Raw genomic sequence first — 25,782 nt, 5'->3', positions numbered from 1 at the left:
AAATTTTCCTCTTAAATGTATAAAAATGGATTAATTGAATTTGTTATTATAATATTTAAATTGTATTTTTGCAAATTTTTAGCTAAAGACTGGCCAAAATAGGCTTCGCTTTCAAAGTGATTTATATCAATTAAAGATATTTTATTTTCTAGGCTTTCAAGTGCACTATGGTATTTTAAATCTCCAGTTAAAAAACAATCTGATTTAAAGCTTCCTAGTAAATCAGCTCCACTCCCAGTACAAAGCGTAGCTATTTTTATAAACTCGCTTGCCTTTACAACTCTTAAATTTGAAATTTTAAGTTTTTGTTTTATCTCTTTAGCAAACTCATCGAAAATTTTATTAACTTCAAAAAATACTAAAAAATCACGAATTTCAGTGATTTTATAACCTAAAATTTCACTTGCTACAAATTGATTTAAAACAAATTTATCAAAATTTGTGTGCATTGAAATAAGCTTTATATCTTTTTTAATGATTTCATAAATTAAATTTGATGGATAAACACTAGGATTTAGACTTTTTAAGCCTTTAAAAATTAAAGGATGGTGAGTTATAACAAGTGAGTTTTTTTCTATTTTTTGAATCAAATTTGAGTCTAAATCAATACTTGCATAAATTTTATCAAACTCATCGTCCATATTTCCCAAAAGCAGTCCTGAGTTATCCCAGCTTTCTTGAGCTTCAAAAGGTGCAACCTCATCTAAAATTTGATAAATTTCAGCTATTTTCATCTGTAAAATACTCACTAAATTTTTCTTTTAAGCTAGGATCATCTTTACTTGCATACACAATAGCACACCCTTTTGCTAAATATCTTATTTTAAGAATAAAATCTTGTCTTTGAGTAACACTTATCGCACCTCTTGCATCAAGTAAATTAAATATGTGTGATGCAAGCATACAGTAATCATATGCAGGAAGAGATAATTCTTTTTTAAGAGTTTTCAAACACTCATTATAAGCACTTTCAAAAGACTTAAAAAGCATATTTGTATCAGCTACTTCAAAACTATATTTGCTAAACTCATACTCACTTCTTTTATGAACATCTCCATAAGTTATTACATCACCTTTAAATTCATTCCAAACTATGTCAAAAACATTTTCTTTGTTTTGTAAATACATGGCAAGTCGCTCCAAACCATAAGTTATCTCACCACTTATAGGCTCGCAAGCTATTCCTCCAACTTGTTGAAAATAAGTAAATTGAGTTACCTCCATACCATCAAGCCAAACTTCCCAACCAAGCCCCCAAGCTCCAAGAGTTGGGCTCTCCCAATTGTCTTCAACAAATCTTATGTCATGATTTTTAAGATTAAAACCAATGGCTTCCAAACTTTTTAAATAAAGTTCTTGAATATTACTAGGACTTGGTTTTAAAATAACTTGAAATTGATAATACGCACCTAATCTATTTGGGTTTTCACCATATCTTCCATCTGCAGGACGTCTAGATGGTGCCACATAAGCTGCTCGCCAAGGCTTTTTACCAAGACTTCTTAAAAAAGTTGCGTGATGAAAAGTCCCAGCTCCTGCAGGAATATCGTAAGGTTGAACTATCACGCAACCTTGGGCTTGCCAAAAATCTTGCAAAGTTAAAATTATTTTTGAAAATGTCATTTATCTTCCTTCAAGATAATTTCAATTTTACTTGAATCTTCACAAACTTTTTTTGCCATATTTGCTCTATCGTTTTTAATTTTTAAAGCAAGTTCTTCATTGCTTAAAGATAGAATTTGACTTGCAAAATAAGCTGCATTTTTCGCACCTGCTTTACCAACTGCAAAAGTAGCAACTGGAATACCTCCTGGCATTTGAACAGTTGAGTAAAGTGAATCAACCCCGCCCAAAGCTCCACCACCTGCTGGAACTCCTAAAACTGGTTTTGTTGTAAGTGATGCAACCACGCCTGCTAGATGAGCTGCCATTCCTGCAATGCAGATAAAAGCCTCACAACCTTTATTTTGTGCTGCTATAACATAATCATGCGTTCTTTGAGGACTTCTATGAGCAGAACTTACTATCATTTCATATTTCACACCAAAGCTTTCAAGCACCTTAGCTGCTTCATTTGCAATGTCTAAATCGCTTCCACTTCCCATTATAATAGATACAAATTTCATCATATTTCCTTTCTTTTACTCTATTTCTTTTCTTAAAAAACTGAAATTAGGTAGTTTTACAGGCGAAATTATTTGATTTAAATTTCCGCTGTGAATTTCATCAAATTCTTTGTTATTTTTCGCTTTTAAAACTTTAAATTCAAGCCAGAATTTACCATATTTTTCATAAATTTTCCCTATTTCATTCTCAATTGTTTCAATTTTGCTATCTTTTGGAACCAAAATTTCATAAGGTGTGTTTTTAGAAATTTTATATTTAACATCAAAAAACTCACCATCTAAAGTAATTGCACAAACTTGATGAGTGCCTTCTTCCAAAGTTGAGTTAAAATTTTGTGTATCTTTTCTCTCAAATGGACGACTTACTAAGTATCCATCTGTAAAACCACGATTTTTTAAAGTATGAAGTTCTTTTTGATAAATTTCAGCATTAAATCTGCCACTAAGTGCATCATCAATTGCCATTCTATAAGCATTTGTTGCACATGCGGCGTAATACTGGCTTTTTGTTCTTCCCTCGATTTTAAAACTATCAACAGCTCCACTTTGCATAATTTTTTCAACGTAAGAACTTAAATTCAGATCTTTTGAGTTCATTATATAAGTGCCATTTTCATCTTCATTTAACTTAAATAATGCACCGCTTTCATCATTTTTAGCATAAATTTCATAATTAAATCTACAATCATTTGCACAACTTCCACGGTTACTAAATCTACCACTTTGCAAAGCTGAAATCAAGCATCTCCCACTATAAGCAAAACACATAGAACCATGAATAAAAATTTCAATATCTAAATTTGGCACTTTTTCTTTTATTGAAATTACATCTTTTAGTCCTATTTCTCGAGCTACAACTACTCTTTTTACACCCATATCATAATAAATTTGAGCATCCATATAATTCATAACATTTGCTTGTGTTGAAAGATGAATTTCAGTATCTGGAGATATTTTTTTAGCTAAGCTTATAATGCTTGGACTTGCGATTATGAAGGCATCAACGCCTAAATCCTTCAAAAACTCAATATGGGTTTTAAACTTATCAAGCTGAGCATTAAATGGAAATCCATTTATAGTGGCGTAGAATTTTTTACCCATTTTGTGCGTAAATTCAACGCCCTCCCTAAAAGTCTCTTTACTAAATTCTTTTGCACTTCTTTGCCTTAGGGAAAAAGCTCCTACACTTGCATATACAGCATCAGCTCCATAACTTAGTGCAATTTTAAGTTTTTCTAAATTCCCAGCAGGTGATAAAAGCTCAGGTTTTTTCAAAATATTTCCTTTTTTTAAAAATCCAAATTTTGCATTATATAAAAAATTATTTTAAAAGGTGCTTTGAAGCTAAAATTTAAATCTATCAATGAATTTTTTTTCTTAGTAGGCTTATTTTTGATTTTTTCTTTTTCTAGGATAAGTTTTTCTATTTCAGATTTTTTTACACCGTTTAACAAAAGATTTTTAATATTTTGCATTTGTTTTTGACTAAATTCTTTTTTTGCATAAAAACTAACTTTTTCATAGCTTAATCCATGATTAAAACCATCTCTTATTTCGGCCATTCTTAAATTTCCAAACTCACTTTTTGCAAATAAATTTATTTTTTTTAAAGAGAGTTTATCTTTAAACCCCTCTTTTATCTCACTCATCTGATGCCAACCAAATTTAGTTTTATCAATTAGTGGATAAATTTCATCAAGGTTAAAATTTGATAATATAGCTTTTCTTAAAATATACATTTGATTTGAGTTGTACTCGTTTTTAGCATACTTGCAAATCTCATCAAAACTAAGAGAGTTTTCAAAACCTTTTCTTATCTCAGCCATTTGATGAGAATTAAATTTTGTTTTTGCATAAAATTCTATCTTATCAAAACTAAGAGAGTTTTCAAATCCGAGCTCAACTTCTCTTAGCTGATGAGTATTAAATTTATACTCATCTTTACATTTTTGTAAAAAATCATCTTTTTGCATTTAAAAGCCCTTTTGTAGAATAATTAAATTATACCTTACAAAGCTTTTAAAATAGATTAAAATTAATTATATTCCTCTATTTGCCATTATGATTTTTATCTCATCTTCGTTTATGCCAACCATTGCTTCGCCCAAATCTTGGCTAACTTCTGCAATAATGTCAGGATTGTCATAATTTTTTGCTGCTTTTACGATAGCTTTTGCTCTTTTTTCAGGATTTCCTGACTTAAAAATTCCACTTCCTACAAAAACGCCTTGTGCACCCAAAACTCTCATTAAAGCTGCATCTGCTGGTGTTGCAACGCCACCTGCACTAAAATTTGCAACTGGAAGTGAGCCATTTTCATGCACATATAAAAGCATTTCATAGCTAACTCCTAAGTTTTTTGCCTCGTTAAAAAGTTCATCTTTGTTTAAATTTGAAATGCGTCTTATATCACTCATTATTGATCTCATATGTGTTACTGCTTGAACCACATCTCCAGTTCCAGCTTCTCCTTTTGTTCTTATCATCATCGCACCTTCGCTAATTCTCCTAAGTGCTTCACCTAAATTTCTAGCACCGCAAACAAAAGGTGTTTTAAACTCACGCTTATTTACATGATATACATTATCAGCTGGGCTTAAAACTTCACTCTCATCTATAAAATCAATCCCTATACTTTCCAATATTCTTGCTTCAACGATATGACCAATTCTACATTTTGCCATAACTGGAATTTTAACTGCATTCATGATGCTTTTTATCATTTTTGGATCACTCATTCTTGAGACACCACCAGCTGCTCTAATATCTGCTGGAACTCTTTCAAGCGCCATAACTGCAACAGCACCACTTGCTTCTGCTATTTTAGCTTGATCTGGTGTTACAACATCCATTATAACTCCACCCATAAATGACTTAGTTGCATTTTCAGAATTTTTTAAAAATTCACAAAAATTTGACATATTTTCTCCTTTTAAATTTAAAAACTCGCTATTATAAAAAAATTTTAACATTATTGCAAGTATCAAAAAAGCTAAATTTAATATCTAGTAATTTTAAAATACCACTCCCCATATCTCTCCGCCTTTTTCGTTTATAGCACCGTGTTTACCGTCTAATTTAATTGTTGCCCAACCTTTTTTAAAATAACCAATATCATCAAATTTAGGTTCTATTACGATATCTCCTTTTTCATTGATAAAACCATATTTACCGTTTAGCTTAATTTTTGCTAAACCATTTTCTAAAAAATAGTAAATATTATCAAATTTAGGTTCTATTACGATATCTCCTTTTTCATTGATAAAACCATATTTACCGTTTAACTCAATTGTTGCTAAACCATTTTCTAAAAATCTATCAACATAATCAAATTTAGGTTCTATTACGATATCTCCTTTTTCATTGATAATACCCCACCGATTATATAACTTAACTGGTGCTAAACCATTTTTTGAAAAATAACCAATATCATCAAATTTAGGTTCTATTATGATATCCCCCTTTTCATTGATAAAACCATATTTACCGTTTAACTTAATTTTTGCTAAACCATTTTCTGAAAAATAGTAAATATTATCAAATTTAGGTTCTATTACGATATCTCCTTTTTCATTGATAAAACCATATTTACCGTTTAACTCAATTTTTGCTAAACCATTTTCTAAAAATCTATCAACATAATCAAATTTAGGTTCTATTACGATATCTCCTTTTTCATTGATGAAACCCCACCGATTATATAAATTAACTGGTGCTAAACCATTTTTTGAAAACTCCCATATATTATCAAATTTAGGCTCTACTATAAATTTACCTTTTTCATTGATAACACCCCATTTACTGTATAGCTTAACTGGTGCTAAACCATTTTTTGAAAATTGTTCAATATCATCAAACTTAGGCTCAACTATAAATTTACCTTTTTCATTGATAAAACCCCATTTGCTGCCAATACCCCATTCTTTTTTTAATTGAGCTGCTGCTAAACCATTTTCTGAAAAATAGTAAATATCATCAAATTTAGGTTCTATTACGATATCTCCTTTTTCATTGATAAAACCATATTTACCGTTTAACTCAATTTTTGTTAAACCATTTTTTGTTAAACCATTTTTTGAAAAATAACCCATATCATCAAATTTAGGTTCAATTATAAATTTGCCTTTTTCATTGATAACACCCCATTTACTGTATAGCTTAACTTCTGCTAAACCATTTTTTGAAAAATAACCGATATCATCAAATTTAGGCTCAACTATAAATTTACCTTTTTTATTTATAAGACCGAATTTGCCATTTAACTGAACTACTGCTACGCCATTTTCTGAAAATTCCCAAGCTCTTTCGTAGATTGGCTTCAAGACAAACTTACTTTTTTCATTAATAAAACCATATTTGCCGTCTATTTCAGCAGGTGTTAAAAACTCTGAATCACTATCACAACCCGTAAAAATAAAAACTAATAAAGTCAAGGCACAAACGATTTTTTTCATATCTTAATCCTTTATAAAAATTTAATTATCAATAAATGTGAAATTATATCAAAATGAATGTTACAATACAATGATGTTTTTATCATGCAAATAATATCTAAATTTAGAAATTATGATTAAATTTTATAAAAATATAACTCTAAATATGTTAAAATAACCCCTTTATTCCAAAGGAGAAAAAATATGGGTAAATTTGTAAAAAATAAAGATGAATTTTTTAAATTTTGTGATGAAAATGAAGTTGCATTTGTAGATTTTAGATTTACAGACTTAAAAGGAACTTGGCACCATATTTCATATAATTATAAAAGATTGCCTAAAGATTTCGATGAAGGGCTTCCATTTGATGCAAGTTCAATTGAGGCTTGGCAACCAATCCATAAATCAGATATGATTTTAAAGCCAGATTTAGAAACTGCTTTTTTAGATCCATTCACTGCTGATGTTACAATCATTGTAATTTGCGATGTATATGATATCTACAAAGGCAAAATGTATGAAAAATGCCCAAGATCCATAGCAAAAAGAGCAGAAGCCTTTTTAAAAGAAAGTGGCATTGGTGATGCTTGCTATTTTGGACCTGAAAATGAATTTTTTATTTTTGATGATGTGAAAATAGTAGATTCCATGAATTGCGCAATGTTTAATGTAGATAGCGAAGAAGGTGAATGGAATAGCGCTAAAGAGTATAAAGACTCTTATAACACAGGCCATCGCCCAGGACCAAAAGGCGGATATTTCCCAGTTCAGCCAATTGACAGCATGGTTGATTTAAGAGCTGAAATGGTGCAAGTTTTAGAGCAAATTGGATTAGAAACTTTTGTATGTCATCATGAAGCTGCTCAAGCTCAAGGTGAAATAGGTGTTAAGTTTGGCTCTTTAGTTGAGGCTGCTGATAATGTTCAAAAATATAAATATGTTGTAAAAATGGTAGCCCACTTAAACGGAAAAACTGCAACTTTCATGCCAAAGCCACTTTATGGAGATAACGGAAGTGGCATGCATGTGCATCAAAGCATTTGGAAAAATGGAAAAAATCTCTTTTATGAAAAAGGAAAATATGGAAATTTAAGTGATTTGGCAAAATATTATATAGGTGGAGTTTTAAAACATGCTAGAAGCCTTTCAGCCCTTACAAATCCAAGCATTAACTCATATAAAAGATTAATCCCTGGTTTTGAAGCACCAAATATCTTAACATATTCTTGCCAAAACCGCTCAGCTTCAATTAGAATTCCTTATGGAGCTGGTGAAAACAGCACAAGAGTTGAGATGAGGTTTCCAGATTCATCAGCTTGCCCATATTTAGCTTTTGCTGCACTTTTAATGGCAGGAATTGATGGGATAAAACACAAATACGAACCAGTTGGTCCAATGGATATAAATTTGTTTGAACTTCATCTTGATGAAATTAGAGAAAAAGGAATAGAACAATTCCCTCATACACTAAGAGGAAGCTTGGAATCTTTAATAAGAGATAATGAGTTTTTAAAACCTGTTATGTGTGATGAATTTATACAAACATATCAAAGATTTAAATTTGAAACTCAAGTTTGGCCTTATGAAGCAAGACCTACTCCATTTGAGTTTAAAACTACATATTCTTGCTAATTAACTTTAAATTTAAGGGGAAATTCATCCCCTTTTTAAGGAGAATTAATGAATTTTTTTATAACCGCTACCAACACAGATGTTGGTAAAACTTTCGTAACTTCATCACTTTTAAAAGCTTTTTTAGACGAAAATTTAAACACTGTTGCCATAAAACCAGTTCAAAGTGGCTGTGAAGAAGGAACTTTAACCGATGCTATGGCTTATACAAAAATTTCAAGTAAAAATAACTTTACTCCGAGATATGCTTTAAAATTTCCATCATCACCAGCATATGCTGCAAAAAAAGAGGGCATAAATATAGAATTTAATGAAATTTTAAAATACTGCAATGAGTTTTTACAAACTTATGAAAATGTTTTAGTAGAAGGAGCTGGAGGGCTTTTTGTTCCACTTAATGAAAAAAGCTACATTATAGATTTTATACAGGCTTTAAATTTACCTGTTGTTTTAGTTTGTAAAAATGAACTTGGTGTTATAAATCAAATTCTTTTAAGCATAGAAGCTTTGGAAAATAGAGGTTTAAAACTAGATTTAATAGTGTTAAATTTTAGTGATTTAAGCGATGAGATAAGTCTTTCAAATTTAGAATATTTAAAAGATAAATTTAACTGTGATATTATAAATTTAGAGCCAAATTTAAGCATTCAAAAAGCATCTTTAAAATTTAGAAATTTTATAAAAAATTATAAAAAAACTGATGATTTTATCGACTTAGAGTTTGATAAACATCATCTTTTTCATCCATATACCTCATCGATAAAACCTCTTAAAACTTACGGTGTAAGCAATGCAAAAGATAGCTATATCTATATAAATGATGAAAAATTTCAAAATAAAGCATTAATTGATGGGATGAGCTCTTGGTGGTGTGCGTATTTAGGCTATAAAAATGCCGATTTTAACAAAGCCATAATTAAGCAAATTAATAAATTTTCTCATGTTATGTTTGGAGGGCTAACTCACGCTCCAGCTATAAATTTAGGTAAAAAACTACTTTCTTTAATGCCAGAAAATATGGATAAAATTTTTTATAGCGATAGTGGATCAGTAAGCGTGGAAGTAGCTTTAAAAATGGCACTTCAATTTCAGCAAAACAAAAATCCAAATAAGACAAAAATAGCAACTTTTAAAGGTGGTTATCACGGAGATACATTTGGTGCGATGAGTGTTTGTGATCCAGTAACTGGAATGCATTCTTTGTTTAAAGAAACTTTAGCAAAGCAAATTTTTATGCCAAAACCAACTTCAAAATTTGGCTTCAAATTTGATGAAAGAAGTCTTGAAAAAATGAAAAAAATCATCTATGAAAATAAAGACCATATTGCAGCCATCATAGTTGAGCCAATTGTTCAAGGAGCTGGTGGGATGTGGTTTTATCATGAAAATTACCTTAAATTTTTAAGAGAAATTTGTTATGAAATAGATGCACTTTTAATCTTTGATGAAATTGCAACAGGCTTTGGAAGATTAGGTGAAATGTTTGCTTATAAAATAGCTAATGTAAGTCCTGATATAATATGCATTGGAAAAGCGTTAACTGGCGGAGTTATGAGCTTTGGGGCTACAATTTGCTCTAAAGAAGTAGCTGATGGAATTTGCGAAAATGACAGAGTTTTTATGCACGGTCCAACATTTATGGCAAATCCTTTAGCTTGCAGTGTAGCAATAAAAAGTTTAGAAATTTTGGAAAATTTAAATTTTAAAGAAAAAGTTAAGCATATAGAAAAACTACTAAAAGATGAACTTATGAAATGCTATGATTTTCAAAGCGTTAAGGATGTTAGAGTTTTAGGTGCTATTGGAGTTGTAGAGATTGATAAAGAAGTAAATACAGAAAATATCCAAAGTTTTTTTGTAGAAAATGGAGTTTGGATAAGACCTTTTGGCAAAAACATCTATATAATGCCGCATTTTACACAAAATGATAAAGAATTAAAAACTCTTTGTAATGCGATTTATAATGCAATTAAATTTAAAAAATACGAGTAAAAGATGAGCATATTATTTTTCATATATTTATTTATAATTTATTTTATAGGATACTTAGAGTTTAAAAAAACTAAAAATGTTACCCACTATACAATTTCTAGCAAAAATGCCTCTTGGTATTTAGTTGGTGGCTCAATTATCGCATCATGTATTGGAGGAAGTGCAACAATAGGCGTAATAAGCTTAAGTTATGAAGTTGGTTTTCCAGCCATTTGGTGGCTTTTAAGCGGAGCAAGTGGACTTTTAGTTTTATGTATATTTTTAGCTAAAAAAATAGCTATCTCAAAAGCTCTTACAATGCCTGAAATGATAGAGTATTATATAGGAAAAAAAGCAAGGTTTATAGCTTCTATTATTATAGTTCTTGCTTGGAGTAGTATTTTAGCAGCACAACTTTTAGCAAGTGCTTGGATACTAGCTGCTATTTTAAAAATTCCATTTAATTTTGCTGTTTTTGTAAGTGCGTTTATCATAATTACTTATTCTATTTTAGCAGGTCAAGCAAGTATTTTAAAAAGTGATTTGGCACAAACTATGTTGATGTTTATAACATTTTTTATAATTATTTTATGGTTTGTTTTTGTCAAAGATGTATCTATAGCAAATTTAAATTTTGAGCTTTTAAATGATAAATTTACCATTTCAAAATGGAGTTACTTTATGCTTATAATTGGTGGAAGCTATGTAGTTTGTCCAATGCTCTTTGGAAGAGTTTTGAGTGCAAAAAGCAAATTTGATGCAAAATTTGGTGTAGCTTTTGGCGTTATAGGTATTATAATAGGCGCTATCATGGTTGTTTTAATAGGTCTTATTTCACAAAATTTAATAAATCCAACGGTTATAAACGATCAAATTTTAACGAAAGATATTTGTGAAACTTTACCGCCGTTTTTAGGAGCTATTTTATTAGTAGTTTTATTTTCAGCTATTATTTCATCGGCTGATTCATGCTTAATTACTGCAAGTAGCGTTTTTTGTAATGATATCTTAAAAACAAAGTCGCTAAAAATTTATAGAGTTTTTACTATTTTATTTGGTCTTTTTGCCCTACTTCTTACTTTTGGCAAAAAAAATATTTTAGGATATTTACTTGGAGCAAATGATATTTATGTAAGTGGAGTTGTTTTAGTTGTTTTTATGGCTATGATAAGTAGGAAAAAATTAAATGAAAATATATGTTTATTTGCTATGATTATAGGTGGAGGAGTTGGACTTATAGGAGCGATGAGTGATGAAAAAATTTACTCATTTATAGCTTTATTTTTAGCATTTATTATTTCAATTTTAGCACATTTTAAAGGAGGGAGAGTTGAAGCCAGAAATCAATGAACTTACAAATTTTTTAGCTGATTATGCAGATGCGCTAAGTGGCGTAGGAGCATATAATGCAAGAGTTATAAGATGCGTTAAAAGAATAGCTTCACACTATGGATATAATGCTTCTATATTTATACTTATTAAATTTATAAACCTGACTGTAAGCAACAAAACAAACCCTGAAATTAGAAAGTCTTTTATAAAAGATGCAACTCAAAAAGAGATAAATTTAGAAACTATTTCGGATCTTAGCGCATTAAGCTGGGCGGTAAGCGATGAAGATCTAAGCCTTAAAGAAGCAAAAGATATTTATCAAAAAATTATAGCAAAGAAAAAAAGAAATATTTTAATTACTTTTGCTTTAACAAGTATAGCTTTTGGAGCATTTTGTAGGCTTTTTGGTGGAGATATCTTTGGAGTTGTGTTTGTGATTTTTGGGACATTTTGTGGAGTTTTATCAAAATTTTTGTTGAGTTTAAAAAAAGTTGATATTAGGATAACTTATATATTTTGTGCTTTTATATCATCATTTATTGCATATTTAGGATATAAATTTGGATTTAGTAAAACACCTGAAGCTTCAATTAGTTCAAGTATTTTATATCTTTTTCCAGGTATTGCTTTAATAAATTCAATGTTTGATATTTTAGATAAAAATGTTTTAATAGGACTTAGTAGAGCCGTAAATGCTACTATTTTAATACTTTGTATGAGTATTGGAATTTATATAACTTTATCATTAGTAAATTTTGGACTTATAAAATGAGTATGTTTTTAATAGATGCAGTATTTGCTGCAATTGCCGGACTTGGTTTTTCATACGCTAATAAGCCACCTAGGAGAATTTTACTCTTTTGTACTATGCTTGGTGGTTTTGGATACTCTTTAAGAGTTATTTTTATGAACTATCTAAGCTACACAATATCAACTTTTATAAGTGCAATTTGCATAAGTTTTGTAGCTGTTTTTTTAGCTAGAAAAGTAAAAACTCCTATTGAAATAATCGCATTTCCATCACTTTTGCCAATGATACCAGGACTTTATGCCTACAAAGCTATGCTTGCAATGTTTTTATTTATCCAAACAAATGTTGAGAATAAAAAATCTCACTATTTAGTTGAAATCTTTGACTACGGCTCAACAGCAGTTTCAGCTATATTTGCTCTAGCTGTTGGAGTTAGCGTTGTAATATTAATTTTTTATGAAAAATCTTTTACAATGACTAGAAATAAAGATTTTAAAAAAAGATACTTAGACTAAATTTGGAGTAAAACTCCAAATTTACTATTTTGCGCCTTTATAAATATTTGATTTAACGATGAAATTATCTAAATTATATGCCAAATTTACAACTCTTTTTATATCATTTAAAGTTATGCTATCAATTAAACTCATCATTTCATCATAATTGTAAAAATACTTTTCATAAAGCAAATCTTGACTTAACTGATTTAGCCAAAAATTTGGTGTTTGATAAAGTTTTTCTAGTTTTACTTTTAAAGCAAGTTTTACACTTTTAAGTTCTTTTTCATCATCGTAAGAAGTTTTTAATAAATTTATTGTATTTTTAACATTTTTGACTATTGTATTTATGTTTTTTACATCGCTTGTAAAATAAATACTGATACTTGCTTCTTTATAAGGCTTGTTTTGAAGCTCATTGTGAGCATAAATTCCATAAACCATAGAATCTTCTTCTCTTATTTTTTCTCTTAAAAGTATATTTAAAATATCTGTTCCAAGACTTAATGCAAGCGCATTTTTAGGTGTGTAGTTAAGATCATAACTATTTATAAAAACACTGTTTTTAGATGAGTTTTCTTGCAAATATTTTCTTGTAAAATTTTTTCTTCCTAAAATTTGGCGGATGCCATCATCTTTTATAAAAGTTTGATTTATATCTGCACTTAAATTTCCAATATAATTTTTAGAAATTTTAATAAATTCTTTTGGGCTCATATCTCCTACAAATACAAAATCATACTCTCCTGCGTTTAAAAAAGCTTTTTTTAACATATTTTCTAAGTTGTTTTTATCTAAATTTAAAATATCATCCTTACTTGAAAAACGCATTTTATAGGAGTTGTTAAAATAAAACTCATTAAACTCTTTTTCAAATTTATAATCTGAATGATTTAAATTTTTAGCCAATAGATCAAGTGCTAATGTTTGATATCTTTTAAGATACTCATCATCTATTTTTGGATTTTCAAAATCAGTAAAAAATGCTTTTAACAAATTTTCAAAGTCTTTAACTTGAGCATTTCCAATATACCCTAAAGATGTTTTATCGATAAATTTTTTATATTCAAACATCTGTCCAGCTGTTATTTTCCTAACCTCATAATCGTTAAACTTACCAATTCCACTTCCATTTGAAATATTTATAGCAAAGTTAAGATTTATAATATCATCAAAATTTGTAAGACCGCCTTTTTTAAAAGCTTTAAAATAAATGGTATCTTTATTTGTATTTATCTCTTTAAAATAGACCTTTGCACCATTTGTAAATTCAAATTTATATATTAAATTTTTATCAACACTAGAGCTTATTGGGGATTTATTTGCTAGCTTTTTTTCTAAAATGGTTTTAGGCAAATTTAGACTATCATCTTTTAAAATTTGAGCATTTTCTTGCAAAATTTTAAACTCATCTTTGCTTAAAGAAATAGGTTTTTTTGTTGTTAAATTTACTAAAACTCCACTACTTGAAACACTTTTTTTAAACTCTTTATTTATCTCATCAAGAGTCATTTTATCAATAATATTTTGACTTATTTCTTTTTCATCTTTTGGGCTTAAAAAAGTTGTGTCATCTTCTATTAAATTTAAAATTTCAGAAACTATTTCAGAGTTATATCTTTTTTGTTTTTTTTCAAAATTTGCTAAATTTTGTGCTAAAAGTTCTTTTTTTGCACTTAAAAAATCATCTTTATTAAAGCCATTTTTTTGAACTGTTTTAATAATTGAAATAAGCTCACTCAAACTAGCATTAACATCATCTTTTACAACTGTTGCATAAAATGAGTTTAGTTTTTTTAAATTGTATAAATTTATATCATAATAATTTGTGGTTAAAAGCGTCTTGCTTTTAGACTTTCTTTTTTCGTTTAGCAAAGAAAACATTTTTGAAATAAATCTATTTTTATACTCTTTTTCCAAATTTTCAATGCTATTTAATTTATAAGGCGTATCTTCAAACATTATAGAAACTGAATTATTTGCTATCTCTTCATCGTTTGGATTAAAAATAACAAGATCGTTAAAATAACTTATGCTTTTATCCGCTCTTTTTGCAAAATCATTATTTTTTATATTATTAAAATACTTTTTTATGAGAGTTTTAGTTTCGCTTTCATTAAAGTCTCCAACTATTATTAATTTTGCATTATTTGGAGTGTAAAATTTATTATAAAACCCTTTTAAAAGAGCTGGAGTTGCATTTTTTATTATATTCATATCACCAATTGGTAGTCTACTTGCATAGATGCTGTTTGGATAAAAATATTTTAATCCTTGATCCATTATTCTAACATAGGCATTTTTTCTATTTCTTTCTTCTTCGATGATTACCCCTTTTTCAGCCTCTAAATCATCTTTTTCAAACAAAGCCTTAAAGCCCATATTTGATAAAACACTCAATGCCTTATCTAAATTTTCTTTTTTTATATCAAGTTTATAAATAGTTTCATTAAAACTAGTTGCAGCGTTTAAATCAGCTCCAAATTTTACCCCTAAACTTTCAAGTGCTTTAATAAGGTCATTTTTTGTATAATCTTTTGTACCGTTAAATGCCATGTGTTCGACAAAATGAGCAATCCCTTTTTCATTTTCAAGCTCATCACTTGATCCAACATTGAAATAAAGTATCAAACTAATGCTATCTTTTGGAGTTTGATTTTTATAAAGATAGTATGAAAATCCATTATCTAATTTACCTATTTTTAGATTTTCATCGTTTTTAAAACCAAAACAAATAGATAAAAAAATGGACAAAATGAGAATAATTTTTTTCATAAAATTTCCTTTTTTAAAATTTTTTCTATAATAACACCTTCTTTTAAACCATAATCAATAATTATAAAATCATCAAAGCCTTTTAAAATATTTTCATAAAGATAAATTCCACAAAGTAGCAAATTTCTTTCACTTAAAATTTGACTGTCCATGGCTTGCTCATCTGAGTTTTTAAGATGTGATTTTGTATTATTTAAAATAAGCTTTTTAAGTTTTTTAAAATCATCAAATTCTAAAATTTTTGAATTTTTATAATTTTGCTTTAAATTTAGTAGTTTTTTTGAAATAGTAGAATTTAAGACAATATTTTTTGGTTTTAAATTTTTTAAAAATTTATTTGCTTCTTTTGTTATAAATTTTGCATTTTTTTCTATGTTTTCTAAATTTAAAAAATTATTAAAAACTTTTATGATGCCAAATTTAAAGCTTTTAAATTTTTCATCAAGCACGATTTCGCAACTAGCACCACCAAGATCAACTATGGCAAGATTGCTAGTGCTAGCACCAAGCATTTCACATCTTTTATAAACTGCAAGTTTTGTTAGCTCGCACTCTTTTAAAGGACTTATTACTTCAAATTTTATACCAAATTTATCATTTAATAATTTAAAAAACTCACCACTATCTTTTGCAACTCTAAATGCTTCCGTTGCAACAGCCAATGCATTTTTTAAATCATAATTTTTTGATATTTTTTCTAAAGCAAGTATGATTTTATTTTTAGCGATATCACTTAAATTTTCTTTTAAGCCAAAAGCACTTTGAATGCCAAATTCATCAGTTTTTAAAACCTCAAACTTAGCATTCATCAAAGAAATTTTTAAACTGTTTGAGCCTAAATCAACTCCAACCAAACAGTCATTACTCATCAAACATTTGCGTATCTTGCCCAGATACAAGCCTCAACGCTATTTAACTCTTTTAATATTTCACTGTTTATATCTTCATCAACTAAAACAACAGCTAAAGCGTCTTTTTCTTCACCACGGCCAAGTCTAAAATCAGCAATGTTAATATTTTCTTTTGCCAAAATTGCACTGATATCACGGATAAATCCTGGAATATCTCTATTTTTTAAGAAAATCATCTTACCTTTTGGCTTAAAGTCAGTTTTGAAACCATTAATATTTACAATTCTTTCTTCATTTTCTCCAAAAACAACACCGCTAAAAGTAGTAACTTCTTTATCTGTTATAACTTTAACAGTAACTAAGCTTTTTAAATTTAGACTTGATGTAACGACGGATTCTGTTTTTATGCCTCGCTCATCAGCTACAAATTTAGCATTTACATAATTTATACTATCGCCAAGTTGAGTTTTTAATGCGCCTACCAATGCAAAAGTAAGCATCGGATCTAAATATTTTTTCAAATTTGATGAAACTTCTATTTTAATATTTCTTATAAGATTTTTATTAATCTGAGTTGCAAGATATGCCATTTTTGAAACTAAATCTAAATAAAGTTTGATTTCATTTGGAATATCTTCTGTTTTTATAGGTAAATTTAGAGCATTTGGATAACAAATTCCCCTAAGAGCACTTATTGCTTGATCGGCTGCTTGAACAGCTATATTTTTTTGCGACTCAACTGTATTGGCTCCAAGATGTTGGGTTGCGGTTAAGTTTTCAATATCAAGCAAAGGATGATCTGTTGCAGGCTCTTTTACAAAAACATCGATTCCAGCATAGGCAATTTTGCCATTTTTTAAATTTTTTAAAAGTGCATCCTCGTTTATCAAACCACCTCTTGCACAATTTACAATTCTTACCCCATCTTTCATTTTTGCAATTTCAGCCTCATCTATCATATTTGTTGTTTCAGCTGTTTTTGGAGTATGAATAGTTATAAAATCACATTTTAAAATATCATCGAAATTTGAAGTATAATCAACACCTAAATCTTTTGCTTTTGATGGCTCAATGTATGGATCATAAGCTATTACTTTCATGCCAAAAGCAAGTGATCTAACTCCTACTCTTGAGCCAATATTTCCAAAACCTATTATGCCTAATGTTTTTCCATAAAGCTCAGTTCCATACCATTTTTCTCTTTTCCAAATCCTATCTATTTTCAAATCATTGCAAGAATTCACATATTTTCTGGCTGCATTTAAAAGATGGCACATTGTCATTTCAACTGCTGCAATTGTGTTTGCTGTTGGAACATTCATTAGAATTATTCCTCTTTTTGAACATCCATCAATATCAACATTATCAACCCCAACACCAGCTCTTACAACTGCTTTAAGTTTTTTACCAGCATTTAAAAAAGACTCACTTATTTCAGTTGGGCTTCTAGTTATAGCAACATCAGCATCAACTAATAAATTTAAAAGCTCATCCTTTGGAACATCTGTAGCATTAACTACTTCTATGTCTTTTTCTTTTGCTAAAATTTCAAATCCAGCTTCATTGATTGCATCACATACGATTATTTTATTCATGATTTTACACCTTTATGTAGAAAATAGGCACTTAAAAAGTGCCTAAAATTAATTATGAAGTTGTTCTTTTATAAGATCTCCAATAGTTACATTGTCATCATTTTCGCTATTTATTTCATTTAAAACAGCTCTTTCTTTCTGCCTTGAAAGTCTTTTTACACTTAATCTAATTCTATTTCTTTTAGTATCAAGATAATCAATTGCTGATTCTATCTCATCGCCAACTTTTAAATCTTCAATATTAGAAATATCTTCTTTTCTCAAAAGTGCATCAACGCCCTCTTCAAGCTCAACAAATAAACCAAAATCTTTAATATTTCTTATTGTTCCTTTTACTATGTCACCAACTTTGTGGCTAGCGGCATATTTTGCAATTGGGCTATCTTCTAAATCTTTTTTACTTAGAGAAATCTTATCTTCTTTTGTATCAATTGAAGTTATTTTTACTTCAACCTCATCACCAACTTTTAATAAATCTTTGCAAGTTTCATTTCTATCCCAAGAAACATCTTCGTTTCTTAAAAGACCTTCAACTGTGCCTATTTTAATAAATGCACCAAATTTAGTTATAGTTACTACACTTCCTTTTACAACATCGCCTACTTTATAGTTTTTCTTAAACTCATCAAAAGGCTTTTCTAGTAAATTTTTAAGACTTACTCTAAGTTTTCTTTTTTCAGTGTCTATCTCTATAACTTCAACATTTATTTCATCACCCTCATTTATGAAATCTTTTGGATTTTGAATGTTTTTATCCCATGAAATTTCACTAATGTGTAAAAATCCCTCTATATCATTTCCTAAATCCACAAATGCACCATAAGGCTCTATGTTATTAACAACTACTTTTATAACATCACCCATAGCAAGTCCGCTTTCTGCAAGCTCAAGCCACGGATCTGGCATTGCTTCTTTAATAGAAAGTGAAAGATGCTTTTTTTCTTTATCATAGCTTAATACTTTAACTGGGACTTTATCACCTTCTTTAAATAAAGTACTTGGATTAACAGGACCTTTGTAGCTTATTTCACTATAATGAACAAGTCCATCAACACCACCAACATCAACAAACATTCCATAAGTTGTAATTTTTTTAACAACACCCTCAATGATATCTGTTGTTTGAGAAATTTGATCTAAAACTTCTTTTTTTACTTTTCTTTCTTCATCTAGAATCTTTTTTCTAGATATCAAAATAGCACTATTTTCTTTATCTATTTTAAAAACTCTTGCTTTATAAGTTTTTCCAATTAAAGAGTTAGAATCTCTTAAAGCACTTTGTGATCTTGGCATAAAGAACTCAACACCATCTTTGCTTATACAAATATATCCACCTCTATTTTTTGAAACAATTTTAGCTTCAACATCTACTTCATTGTTTTCATCAAAATTTTCAATAAACTCAGCTACTTTTTTAACTCTTTTTGCTTTTTCAAATGAAACAAGTGGCTTTCCACCTCTGTTTCCTGTGATGATGACTTCTATCTCATCGCCTGGTTTTACAGTTATATTTCCATCTTTGTCAGTTACTTCATACGCTTTTAAAACGCCTTCTGTTTTTCTATCAACATCAACAAAAATATCTTCACCTTTTATAGCAACAACGATGCCTTTTGTAACACCACCACCTGAAGTCTTTTCTAAAGACTCTTCTAGCATAGATTCAAAATCTTCAAATTCCTCACCTATAGTATTTTGAACTTCTTTCTCGTTCACCTCAGCCATTTTTTTCCCTTTAAATGTAATTTTTATTCACGGCAGAATAAATTAAGACTTAATTTTAGTTAAATTATGCTTTAAATCTTATTAAAATAATGCAATTTAGATTTTTATGAAAGCTCTTTTATTTTGTTTGAAACGTTTGTTATAATCCAATCAGGCGTGCTTGCTCCTGCACTTATACCACATAAATTTTTGCCTTTAAACCACTCTTTTTTTAGCTCACTTTCGTTTTCTATATGATAACTATCAGAACAAATTTGTTTCGATATTAAATAAAGTTGTTTTGTATTTGATGAGTTTTTTCCACCAATTATTATCATTACATCAGCTTTTTTTGCAAGCTTTTCAACAGCTTTTTGATTTTCTAAAGTGGCATTGCAAATTGTATTAAAAACTCTTACTTCCTTTGATCTAGTTATTAAATAAGAGACTATTTTTGCAAATTCTTCAACTTTTTTTGTTGTTTGTGAAACAACTGCTACTTTGTTTGAAATTTTTTTATCTATAAGTTCATCTGTACTTAAAATAACAAAAACATTTTTTAGTGCATAACTCATAATGCCTTTTACTTCGGGATGATTTTTATCACCAAAAATAACAATATCATAGCCTTCTTTGCTCATTTTTTCAACAATATTTTGAGGCTTAGAAACAAATGGGCAAGTTGCATCAATTATCTTTTTATTTTGAGATTTAAAAGTATCTAGATCTTTTTTTGTAATACCATGAGTTCTTATAATAATGCTATTTTCATTTTCTAAATCTTGCATTGTATTTAATGTTTTTACATTAAAATGCTCTTTTAGTCTTTTTATCTCTTCAGCATTATGGATAAGCTCACCATAAGTAGCACTATCTTTTGTATTTTCAGCAATTCTTATAGCTCTTTTTACACCAAAACAAAACCCATAACTATCAGCAAGTTCAATTTTCAACACTTACTCCAAGACTTTTTAAAATTTCTTTAAAATTTGGAAAAGATGCGTTTATACACTCATCATCTTCTATTATCATTCCACTTTTTAAACCTAAAATTGCAAAACTCATAGCAATTCTGTGATCACCAAAACTATCAATTATGGCAGGTTTTAATTCGCCTTTTGATACAACGCTAAAGCCATCCTCAAACTCACTAACCTCAAGCCCACATGCTTTTAATCCACTAACCATAACAGAGATTCTATCGCACTCTTTTACTCTTAACTCTTTTGCATTTTTTATAATGCTTTTTCCATTAGCACACGCAAATGCAATGGCTAAGGCTGGAATTTCATCAATTAACCAAGAAATATTTTCTTTTACTTCAACAGCTTTTAATTTTGCAAATTTAACCTTTATATCTCCAATTTTTTCATAATCATTTTGCGTTTGAATAAACTCAATATTAGCACCCATTTTTTCTAAAACTTTATAAGCTTCAATTCTAGTTTTATTAAGCAAAACATTTTTTAAAACAATGTGTGAGCCAGGTATGATTGATGCTGCAACAGCAAAATAAAAAGCTGAACTTGGGTCATTTGGAACCTCAATATTTATTGGTTTTAATGCATTTTTAAGTGGTTTTACATCTATACTAAGACCATCTCTTTTAATATAAGCACCCATTGAAATAAGCATTTTTTCACTATGATCGCGGCTTAGTTCAGGTTCTTTAAATTTACATCCATTTGAGTTAAGTGCAGCCAAAATTAAAGAAGATTTTACTTGTGCTGAGGCAATTTTACTTTCATATTCAAAATATTTTAGCTTGTTTCCTCTTATACAAAGTGGTGCTTTATCGCCGTCATCTCTTCCATCTATGCTCGCTCCTATTTCACATAAGGGCTTTGTAACTCTTTTCATTGGTCTTTCATTTAAGTATCTATCCCCATTTAAAATAAAAAAACCATTTTTACTAGCCAATAACCCCATTAGAATTCTCATCGCAGTGCCTGAATTTTTACAATCTAGAATTTGACTTGGCTCTTTTATGTCTTTTGGGGGTGTTATTCTTACCAGATTTTTTAAAATTTCAACTTTTGCCCCAAGAAGTTTAATTATTTCTAAAGTTGCATTTGTATCATCTGCAAAAAGATAGTTTTTGATAACTGAAACTTTATCGCTTAAAAGTGAAAAAATAGCACTTCTATGTGAAATTGACTTATCAAAAGCTATATTTGAAAGTTCACCAATTATAGGAGTTTTTAAAGCATAAATTTTCATCTTATACCAACATTTAATTTTTCTTTTAAAGCCTTTAAAATTTCATCAAGCTCTTTTGAAATTTCATTATCCTCTAAAGTTTCTTCCATGCTTTGGAATATAAATTTAATAGTTACACTATTGAAGCTTTTCAAACTATCATCACTATAAATATCGACCAAATTAAAAGATTTTAAATTTTTAGTTTTTACCGATTTTAAAACTTCTCTAACTTCTTCGTAGCGCATATTTTTAGGAACTATTAAACTTAAATCTCTGCCAATACTTGGAAATTTAGAATATGCTTTAGCTACAATATCATCAAATTTAAGATCTTCATAGTTAATTTCGCAAATGTATGTTTTAGGTAGCTCAAGCTCATTTTCAATACTTAAATCAACTCTACCAATATATCCAATTACTTTTTTATCTTGAATAATTTGAGCTTGTTCAAATTTATTTAAATAAGAAATTGCGCTATTTGGTACTTTGCAACTAAATTTGCCAATTATATTTTGCACTTTTGAAGCAAAAGTTATAAAATCTATCTCTTTTGGCTTTTGAGTGTTTAATAAACTTGCTTCATTTATGAGTCCACTCATTAAAAAGGCAACTTTATCGTTTTGTTTTGCATTTTCATCAAAAACAGCTCCTATTTCAAAAAGCTTAATTGATCTTTGGGAATTTTTATAGTTTCTTACGCTTGATTTTAATAAGTGATTTATTAAAGTTGGCCTGAGAGTGTTTAAATCACTTGTTATAGGATTTAAAATTTGTGTTTTACACTTTTTAAAACCAAATTTTAAAAGTTCTTCTTCGCTGTCAAAAATATAATGAATACACTCAAAAAAACCATTATCACAAGCTTTTCTTTTTAAATTTTTTTTGTTTTTATACTCTTTAAAATAGTTGTTTATTCTATTTTGCTCATTAAATATAAGTGCTTTTGAAGGAATATTGTCAATACCAATTATTCTAACTATTTCTTCTGCTATATCGTAAACATTTTCAATATCATGTCTGAATAAAGGTACTTTTGCATTTATTAAATCCTGCTCTATTCCAATTTCAAATCCAAGTTTTTTAAGAATCTTAACTGCATCATTTCTTAAAATTTCTTTTCCTATAATGTTATTTATTTGCTCAGCACTGAAAATTACAGTTTTTGGTTCTTTTATAGGTTTTACTTTTTGAGTGCCACTGTATAAATTTATACTATCATTTTTTGAAATAATACTGCATAAATACTCAAGCCCTACACTAAGCTTTGGCTCACTTCCTCTAACTGCTCTGTAGATATGTCCATCACCTTTTAACTCTTTATTTTCATTAGTTGCTGTAGCTATTATTTTTGGATCTGTGTAATTTGCCTCTATTATTACTAGTTTTGAGTTTTCATCTACTTTAAACTTATCATCTTGTGAAATTCCTGCTAAAGAAATAAGCTGATTGTTTTCATAAACACTTGAATTTCCAAATTTCTCAGATCTTATTTCGAGCATAACCTTATCGTCTTTATTTTTAAGCTTTTGACCATCATAAGCTCTGAGTAAAACTCCAGTTGAGTAAGTTGCATAAGCTAGTAAATTTTCAGTTACACTACCTTTTAAAATTCCTGCGAAATTTACCCTTAAAGACTTTATTAAATCAAGTTTTAACTCTTTTTCTATACTAAAGGCTTTATATTCAAAAAAACTATTTATTTTTTCACTAGAATGAATTCCTAAAAGTCTTCCAATGCCTAAAAGACCATCTTGATCGCTATATGAAAGAGGTTTTAAAGAAATATCTAAAGCAGCACTTAAATCTCTTGCAACACCATAAATACTAAGACAATCACCTCTATTTGGCGTAAGACCTATCTCAATAATATCATCATTTAAAAGTGGATATTTACAAAGTTCTCTTCCAATAACAATATCACCTAGGCTATTATCTAAAACCATAATACCATCATTTAGTTTTGGAAGTCCAAGCTCCGTAGCCGAACAAATCATACCAAAACTGTCAACTCCTCTTAATTTTGCAGGCTTTATCCTAATGCCATTTGGCAATGTTGCTCCAATTAGACTTACTGCAACATACTGACCAGTTTCTACATTTTTAGCACCACAAACAATTTGTAAAATTTCACTTCCTACATCAACTTCACAAATATTTAATTTATCAGAGTTTTCATGAGCTCTTTTACTTTTTACATATCCAATAACCACTTTTTGTGGCAACCTTATCTCACTATAACTATCAACCTCTAAACCAATTTCATTTAAAATTTTAACTAATTTTTCACTATTTATTTGTGAAATATCTATCCATTCTTGCAACCAATTTCTAGTTACTATCATCTAAATTGCTCCAATAATCTAATATCTCCTTCAAACAACGACCTTAAATCAGGCACACCGTGTAAAAGCATGGCAAATCTTTCTACTCCAAGACCGAAAGCATAACCACTCACATCTTCATATCCAACAAATTTAAAAACATTAGGATCTACAACACCACTACCTAAAACCTCTAACCAGCCTGTGTTTGAACAAACCCTACAACCATGTCCTTTGCAAAATATACAACTTATATCCACTTCAGCAGATGGCTCAGTAAATGGGAAAAAACTAGGTCTAAATCTTACTTTAACATCACCAAACATATATCGTAAAAAATCCTCTAAAATATATTTTAAATTTGCAAAGCTTACTTTATTTCCTTTTTCAACAACTAATCCTTCTATTTGATGAAACATAGGCGTATGAGTAAGATCAAAATCTCTTCTAAAAACAGTCCCGGGTGCTATCATTCTAATAGGTGGTTTTTCATTTTGCATAGTTCTAATTTGAACTGGACTTGTATGGGTTCTTAAAAGATTATTATCCGATGTGTAAAATGTATCTTGCATATCGCGCGCTGGGTGATATTTCGGTAAATTTAAAGCTTCAAAATTATGAAAATCATCCTCAATTAAAGGTCCATTTTCAATACTGAAATTTTGAGATAAAAAATACTCAATTATTTTATCCATTGTTATTGTTATAGGATGTAAGGCTCCGATATTTAGACTTTCATTAAAAAGCGTAACATCAATAGCTTCTTTTTTCATTCTTTCTTGTAATTTTAAATTTTCAAGTTCATGCTTTTTTTCTAAAATTGCACTATTTAAAGTCTCTTTTTTTTCATTTAGCTTTTGTGCAAATTCTTTTTTTTCATCCGCTTTTAAGTCTTTTATTTTTGAAAACTCAGCGGTAATTAACCCTTTTTTTCCAAAAAGTTTAACTCTAATTTCATCTAATTCATCAAGCGTTTTTGATGAATAAATCTTTGATATCATTTCATCCACTTTTATTCCTTGTGATAAATATTTTTGTAGATTTTATCTAAATTTGTTTAAATTAAAAGTAAAATTTCTCCTAAATTCCGTAATTTTGGTTATAATACCCTAAATTTACAAAAAAGGTATTGGCATGAAAAATATTTTTGAAAAAATAGTTGATGGAGAAATTCCTAGTAATAAAGTTTTAGAAAATGATGAATTTTTAGCATTTCACGATATAAACCCAAAAGCTCCAATCCATATATTAATAATCCCAAAAAAATGCTATAAAAACTTTCAAGAAACAGATCCAAAAATTATGGTTAAAATGACTGAATTTATCCAAGAAGTTGCTAAAAAAATGGGCGTTGATAAAACAGGATATAGACTTATAAATAACTGCGGAGAAAATGGCGGACAAGAAGTTATGCATCTTCATTTTCATTTACTTGCAGGTGCAAAACTTGCGTGGGATAATTCAGCAGGATTTAACGCAAAAGATGAGTTTTGATTTTATTTATTAATTAAAATGAAAATATCTGATTATTTAATATTTTGATAGATGAATTTATGTCATAAACCATAAATTTGAAATGATTTATGACATAT

21 protein-coding genes are annotated in these 25,782 nt (G+C 28.9%); 6 read left to right on the top strand and 15 right to left on the bottom strand.

Annotated elements, in window-relative coordinates:
* Positions 1 to 11: 11 nt before the first annotated feature.
* The 7 genes from CURT_RS01975 to CURT_RS01945 all read right to left on the bottom strand — a co-directional run bounded on the left by CURT_RS01975 (position 12) and on the right by CURT_RS01945 (position 6,580).
* Entirely contained in the window at positions 12 to 734 is a 723-nt protein-coding gene (locus CURT_RS01975; RefSeq protein ID WP_018712365.1) for a Nif3-like dinuclear metal center hexameric protein, read from the bottom strand.
* Entirely contained in the window at positions 721 to 1,623 is a 903-nt protein-coding gene (gene glyQ / locus CURT_RS01970; RefSeq protein WP_018712366.1) for a glycine--tRNA ligase subunit alpha, read from the bottom strand. Before glyQ ends, CURT_RS01975 begins: the two co-directional genes overlap by 14 nt.
* On the bottom strand, positions 1,620 to 2,126 hold the full coding sequence (gene purE / locus CURT_RS01965) for a 5-(carboxyamino)imidazole ribonucleotide mutase (RefSeq protein ID WP_018712367.1): 507 nt from the start codon (positions 2,124 to 2,126) through the stop codon (positions 1,620 to 1,622). The genes glyQ and purE overlap by 4 nt, the downstream gene beginning before the upstream one ends.
* A gap of 15 nt (positions 2,127 to 2,141) precedes the next feature.
* Positions 2,142 to 3,401 carry a peptidase U32 family protein gene (locus tag CURT_RS01960; protein WP_018712368.1) on the bottom strand — a complete coding sequence of 420 codons (1,260 nt, stop codon included), beginning with the start codon at positions 3,399 to 3,401 and terminating at the stop codon, positions 2,142 to 2,144.
* Between the two features lie 14 nt (positions 3,402 to 3,415).
* Positions 3,416 to 4,099: a hypothetical protein gene (locus CURT_RS01955; RefSeq protein WP_018712369.1), complete on the bottom strand. Its 684-nt coding sequence runs from the start codon at positions 4,097 to 4,099 to the stop codon at positions 3,416 to 3,418.
* 66 nt (positions 4,100 to 4,165) lie between these two features.
* Positions 4,166 to 5,047: a pyridoxal 5'-phosphate synthase lyase subunit PdxS gene (gene pdxS / locus CURT_RS01950; protein ID WP_018712370.1), complete on the bottom strand. Its 882-nt coding sequence runs from the start codon at positions 5,045 to 5,047 to the stop codon at positions 4,166 to 4,168.
* A 93-nt stretch (positions 5,048 to 5,140) separates the two neighbouring features.
* On the bottom strand, positions 5,141 to 6,580 hold the full coding sequence (locus CURT_RS01945) for a WG repeat-containing protein (RefSeq protein ID WP_018712371.1): 1,440 nt from the start codon (positions 6,578 to 6,580) through the stop codon (positions 5,141 to 5,143).
* Between the two features lie 183 nt (positions 6,581 to 6,763).
* Here CURT_RS01945 and glnA point away from each other — a divergent pair, with 183 nt between their 5' ends.
* From glnA to CURT_RS01920, 5 genes are read left to right on the top strand one after another with little or no spacing between them, the layout of a single operon-like run.
* The gene (gene glnA, locus CURT_RS01940) at positions 6,764 to 8,191 is read left to right on the top strand and encodes a type I glutamate--ammonia ligase (protein WP_018712372.1); all 1,428 of its coding nucleotides are present in this window, start codon (positions 6,764 to 6,766) and stop codon (positions 8,189 to 8,191) included.
* 48 nt (positions 8,192 to 8,239) lie between these two features.
* Positions 8,240 to 10,183, top strand: coding sequence for an adenosylmethionine--8-amino-7-oxononanoate transaminase (gene bioA / locus CURT_RS01935; RefSeq protein WP_018712373.1), 1,944 nt, complete (start codon positions 8,240 to 8,242; stop codon positions 10,181 to 10,183).
* A 3-nt stretch (positions 10,184 to 10,186) separates the two neighbouring features.
* A complete protein-coding gene (locus CURT_RS01930; protein WP_018712374.1) occupies positions 10,187 to 11,512 on the top strand; it encodes a sodium:solute symporter family protein in 1,326 nt (441 codons plus the stop codon).
* Positions 11,493 to 12,266 carry a threonine/serine exporter family protein gene (locus CURT_RS01925; protein ID WP_018712375.1) on the top strand — a complete coding sequence of 258 codons (774 nt, stop codon included), beginning with the start codon at positions 11,493 to 11,495 and terminating at the stop codon, positions 12,264 to 12,266. Before CURT_RS01930 ends, CURT_RS01925 begins: the two co-directional genes overlap by 20 nt.
* A complete protein-coding gene (locus CURT_RS01920) occupies positions 12,263 to 12,760 on the top strand; it encodes a threonine/serine exporter family protein (protein WP_018712376.1) in 498 nt (165 codons plus the stop codon). The genes CURT_RS01925 and CURT_RS01920 overlap by 4 nt, the downstream gene beginning before the upstream one ends.
* Positions 12,761 to 12,784: 24 nt before the next feature.
* Here the strand turns inward: CURT_RS01920 and CURT_RS01915 are convergent, their stop codons facing one another.
* The 8 genes from CURT_RS01915 to pheS all read right to left on the bottom strand — a co-directional run bounded on the left by CURT_RS01915 (position 12,785) and on the right by pheS (position 25,191).
* Positions 12,785 to 15,517 (bottom strand): M16 family metallopeptidase, encoded by a 2,733-nt coding sequence (locus tag CURT_RS01915; protein WP_018712377.1) that lies wholly within the window; start codon positions 15,515 to 15,517, stop codon positions 12,785 to 12,787.
* Complete coding sequence (locus CURT_RS01910) at positions 15,514 to 16,386, bottom strand: Ppx/GppA phosphatase family protein (protein ID WP_018712378.1); 873 nt, start codon at positions 16,384 to 16,386, stop codon at positions 15,514 to 15,516. Before CURT_RS01910 ends, CURT_RS01915 begins: the two co-directional genes overlap by 4 nt.
* On the bottom strand, positions 16,386 to 17,966 hold the full coding sequence (gene serA, locus CURT_RS01905) for a phosphoglycerate dehydrogenase (RefSeq protein ID WP_237721139.1): 1,581 nt from the start codon (positions 17,964 to 17,966) through the stop codon (positions 16,386 to 16,388). The genes CURT_RS01910 and serA overlap by 1 nt, the downstream gene beginning before the upstream one ends.
* 45 nt (positions 17,967 to 18,011) lie before the next feature.
* Positions 18,012 to 19,688 carry a 30S ribosomal protein S1 gene (locus CURT_RS01900; protein ID WP_018712380.1) on the bottom strand — a complete coding sequence of 559 codons (1,677 nt, stop codon included), beginning with the start codon at positions 19,686 to 19,688 and terminating at the stop codon, positions 18,012 to 18,014.
* 104 nt (positions 19,689 to 19,792) lie between these two features.
* A complete protein-coding gene (locus CURT_RS01895) occupies positions 19,793 to 20,620 on the bottom strand; it encodes a 4-hydroxy-3-methylbut-2-enyl diphosphate reductase (protein WP_018712381.1) in 828 nt (275 codons plus the stop codon).
* Positions 20,610 to 21,887 carry a 3-phosphoshikimate 1-carboxyvinyltransferase gene (gene aroA, locus CURT_RS01890; RefSeq protein WP_018712382.1) on the bottom strand — a complete coding sequence of 426 codons (1,278 nt, stop codon included), beginning with the start codon at positions 21,885 to 21,887 and terminating at the stop codon, positions 20,610 to 20,612. The genes CURT_RS01895 and aroA overlap by 11 nt, the downstream gene beginning before the upstream one ends.
* A complete protein-coding gene (gene pheT / locus CURT_RS01885) occupies positions 21,884 to 24,211 on the bottom strand; it encodes a phenylalanine--tRNA ligase subunit beta (protein WP_018712383.1) in 2,328 nt (775 codons plus the stop codon). Before pheT ends, aroA begins: the two co-directional genes overlap by 4 nt.
* Positions 24,208 to 25,191, bottom strand: a complete 984-nt coding sequence (gene pheS, locus CURT_RS01880) for a phenylalanine--tRNA ligase subunit alpha (protein ID WP_172539789.1) — start codon at positions 25,189 to 25,191, stop codon at positions 24,208 to 24,210. Before pheS ends, pheT begins: the two co-directional genes overlap by 4 nt.
* A 133-nt stretch (positions 25,192 to 25,324) precedes the next feature.
* Here pheS and CURT_RS01875 point away from each other — a divergent pair, with 133 nt between their 5' ends.
* Positions 25,325 to 25,684 carry a histidine triad nucleotide-binding protein gene (locus tag CURT_RS01875; protein WP_016645975.1) on the top strand — a complete coding sequence of 120 codons (360 nt, stop codon included), beginning with the start codon at positions 25,325 to 25,327 and terminating at the stop codon, positions 25,682 to 25,684.
* Positions 25,685 to 25,782: the final 98 nt, after the last annotated feature.

The sequence above is a fragment of the Campylobacter ureolyticus genome, from assembly GCF_013372225.1.
Classification (GTDB): Bacteria; Campylobacterota; Campylobacteria; order Campylobacterales; family Campylobacteraceae; genus Campylobacter_B; species Campylobacter_B ureolyticus.
The sequence above is the reverse complement of the archived record's forward strand: the minus strand, read 5'-3'. Positions and strand labels throughout refer to the sequence as shown.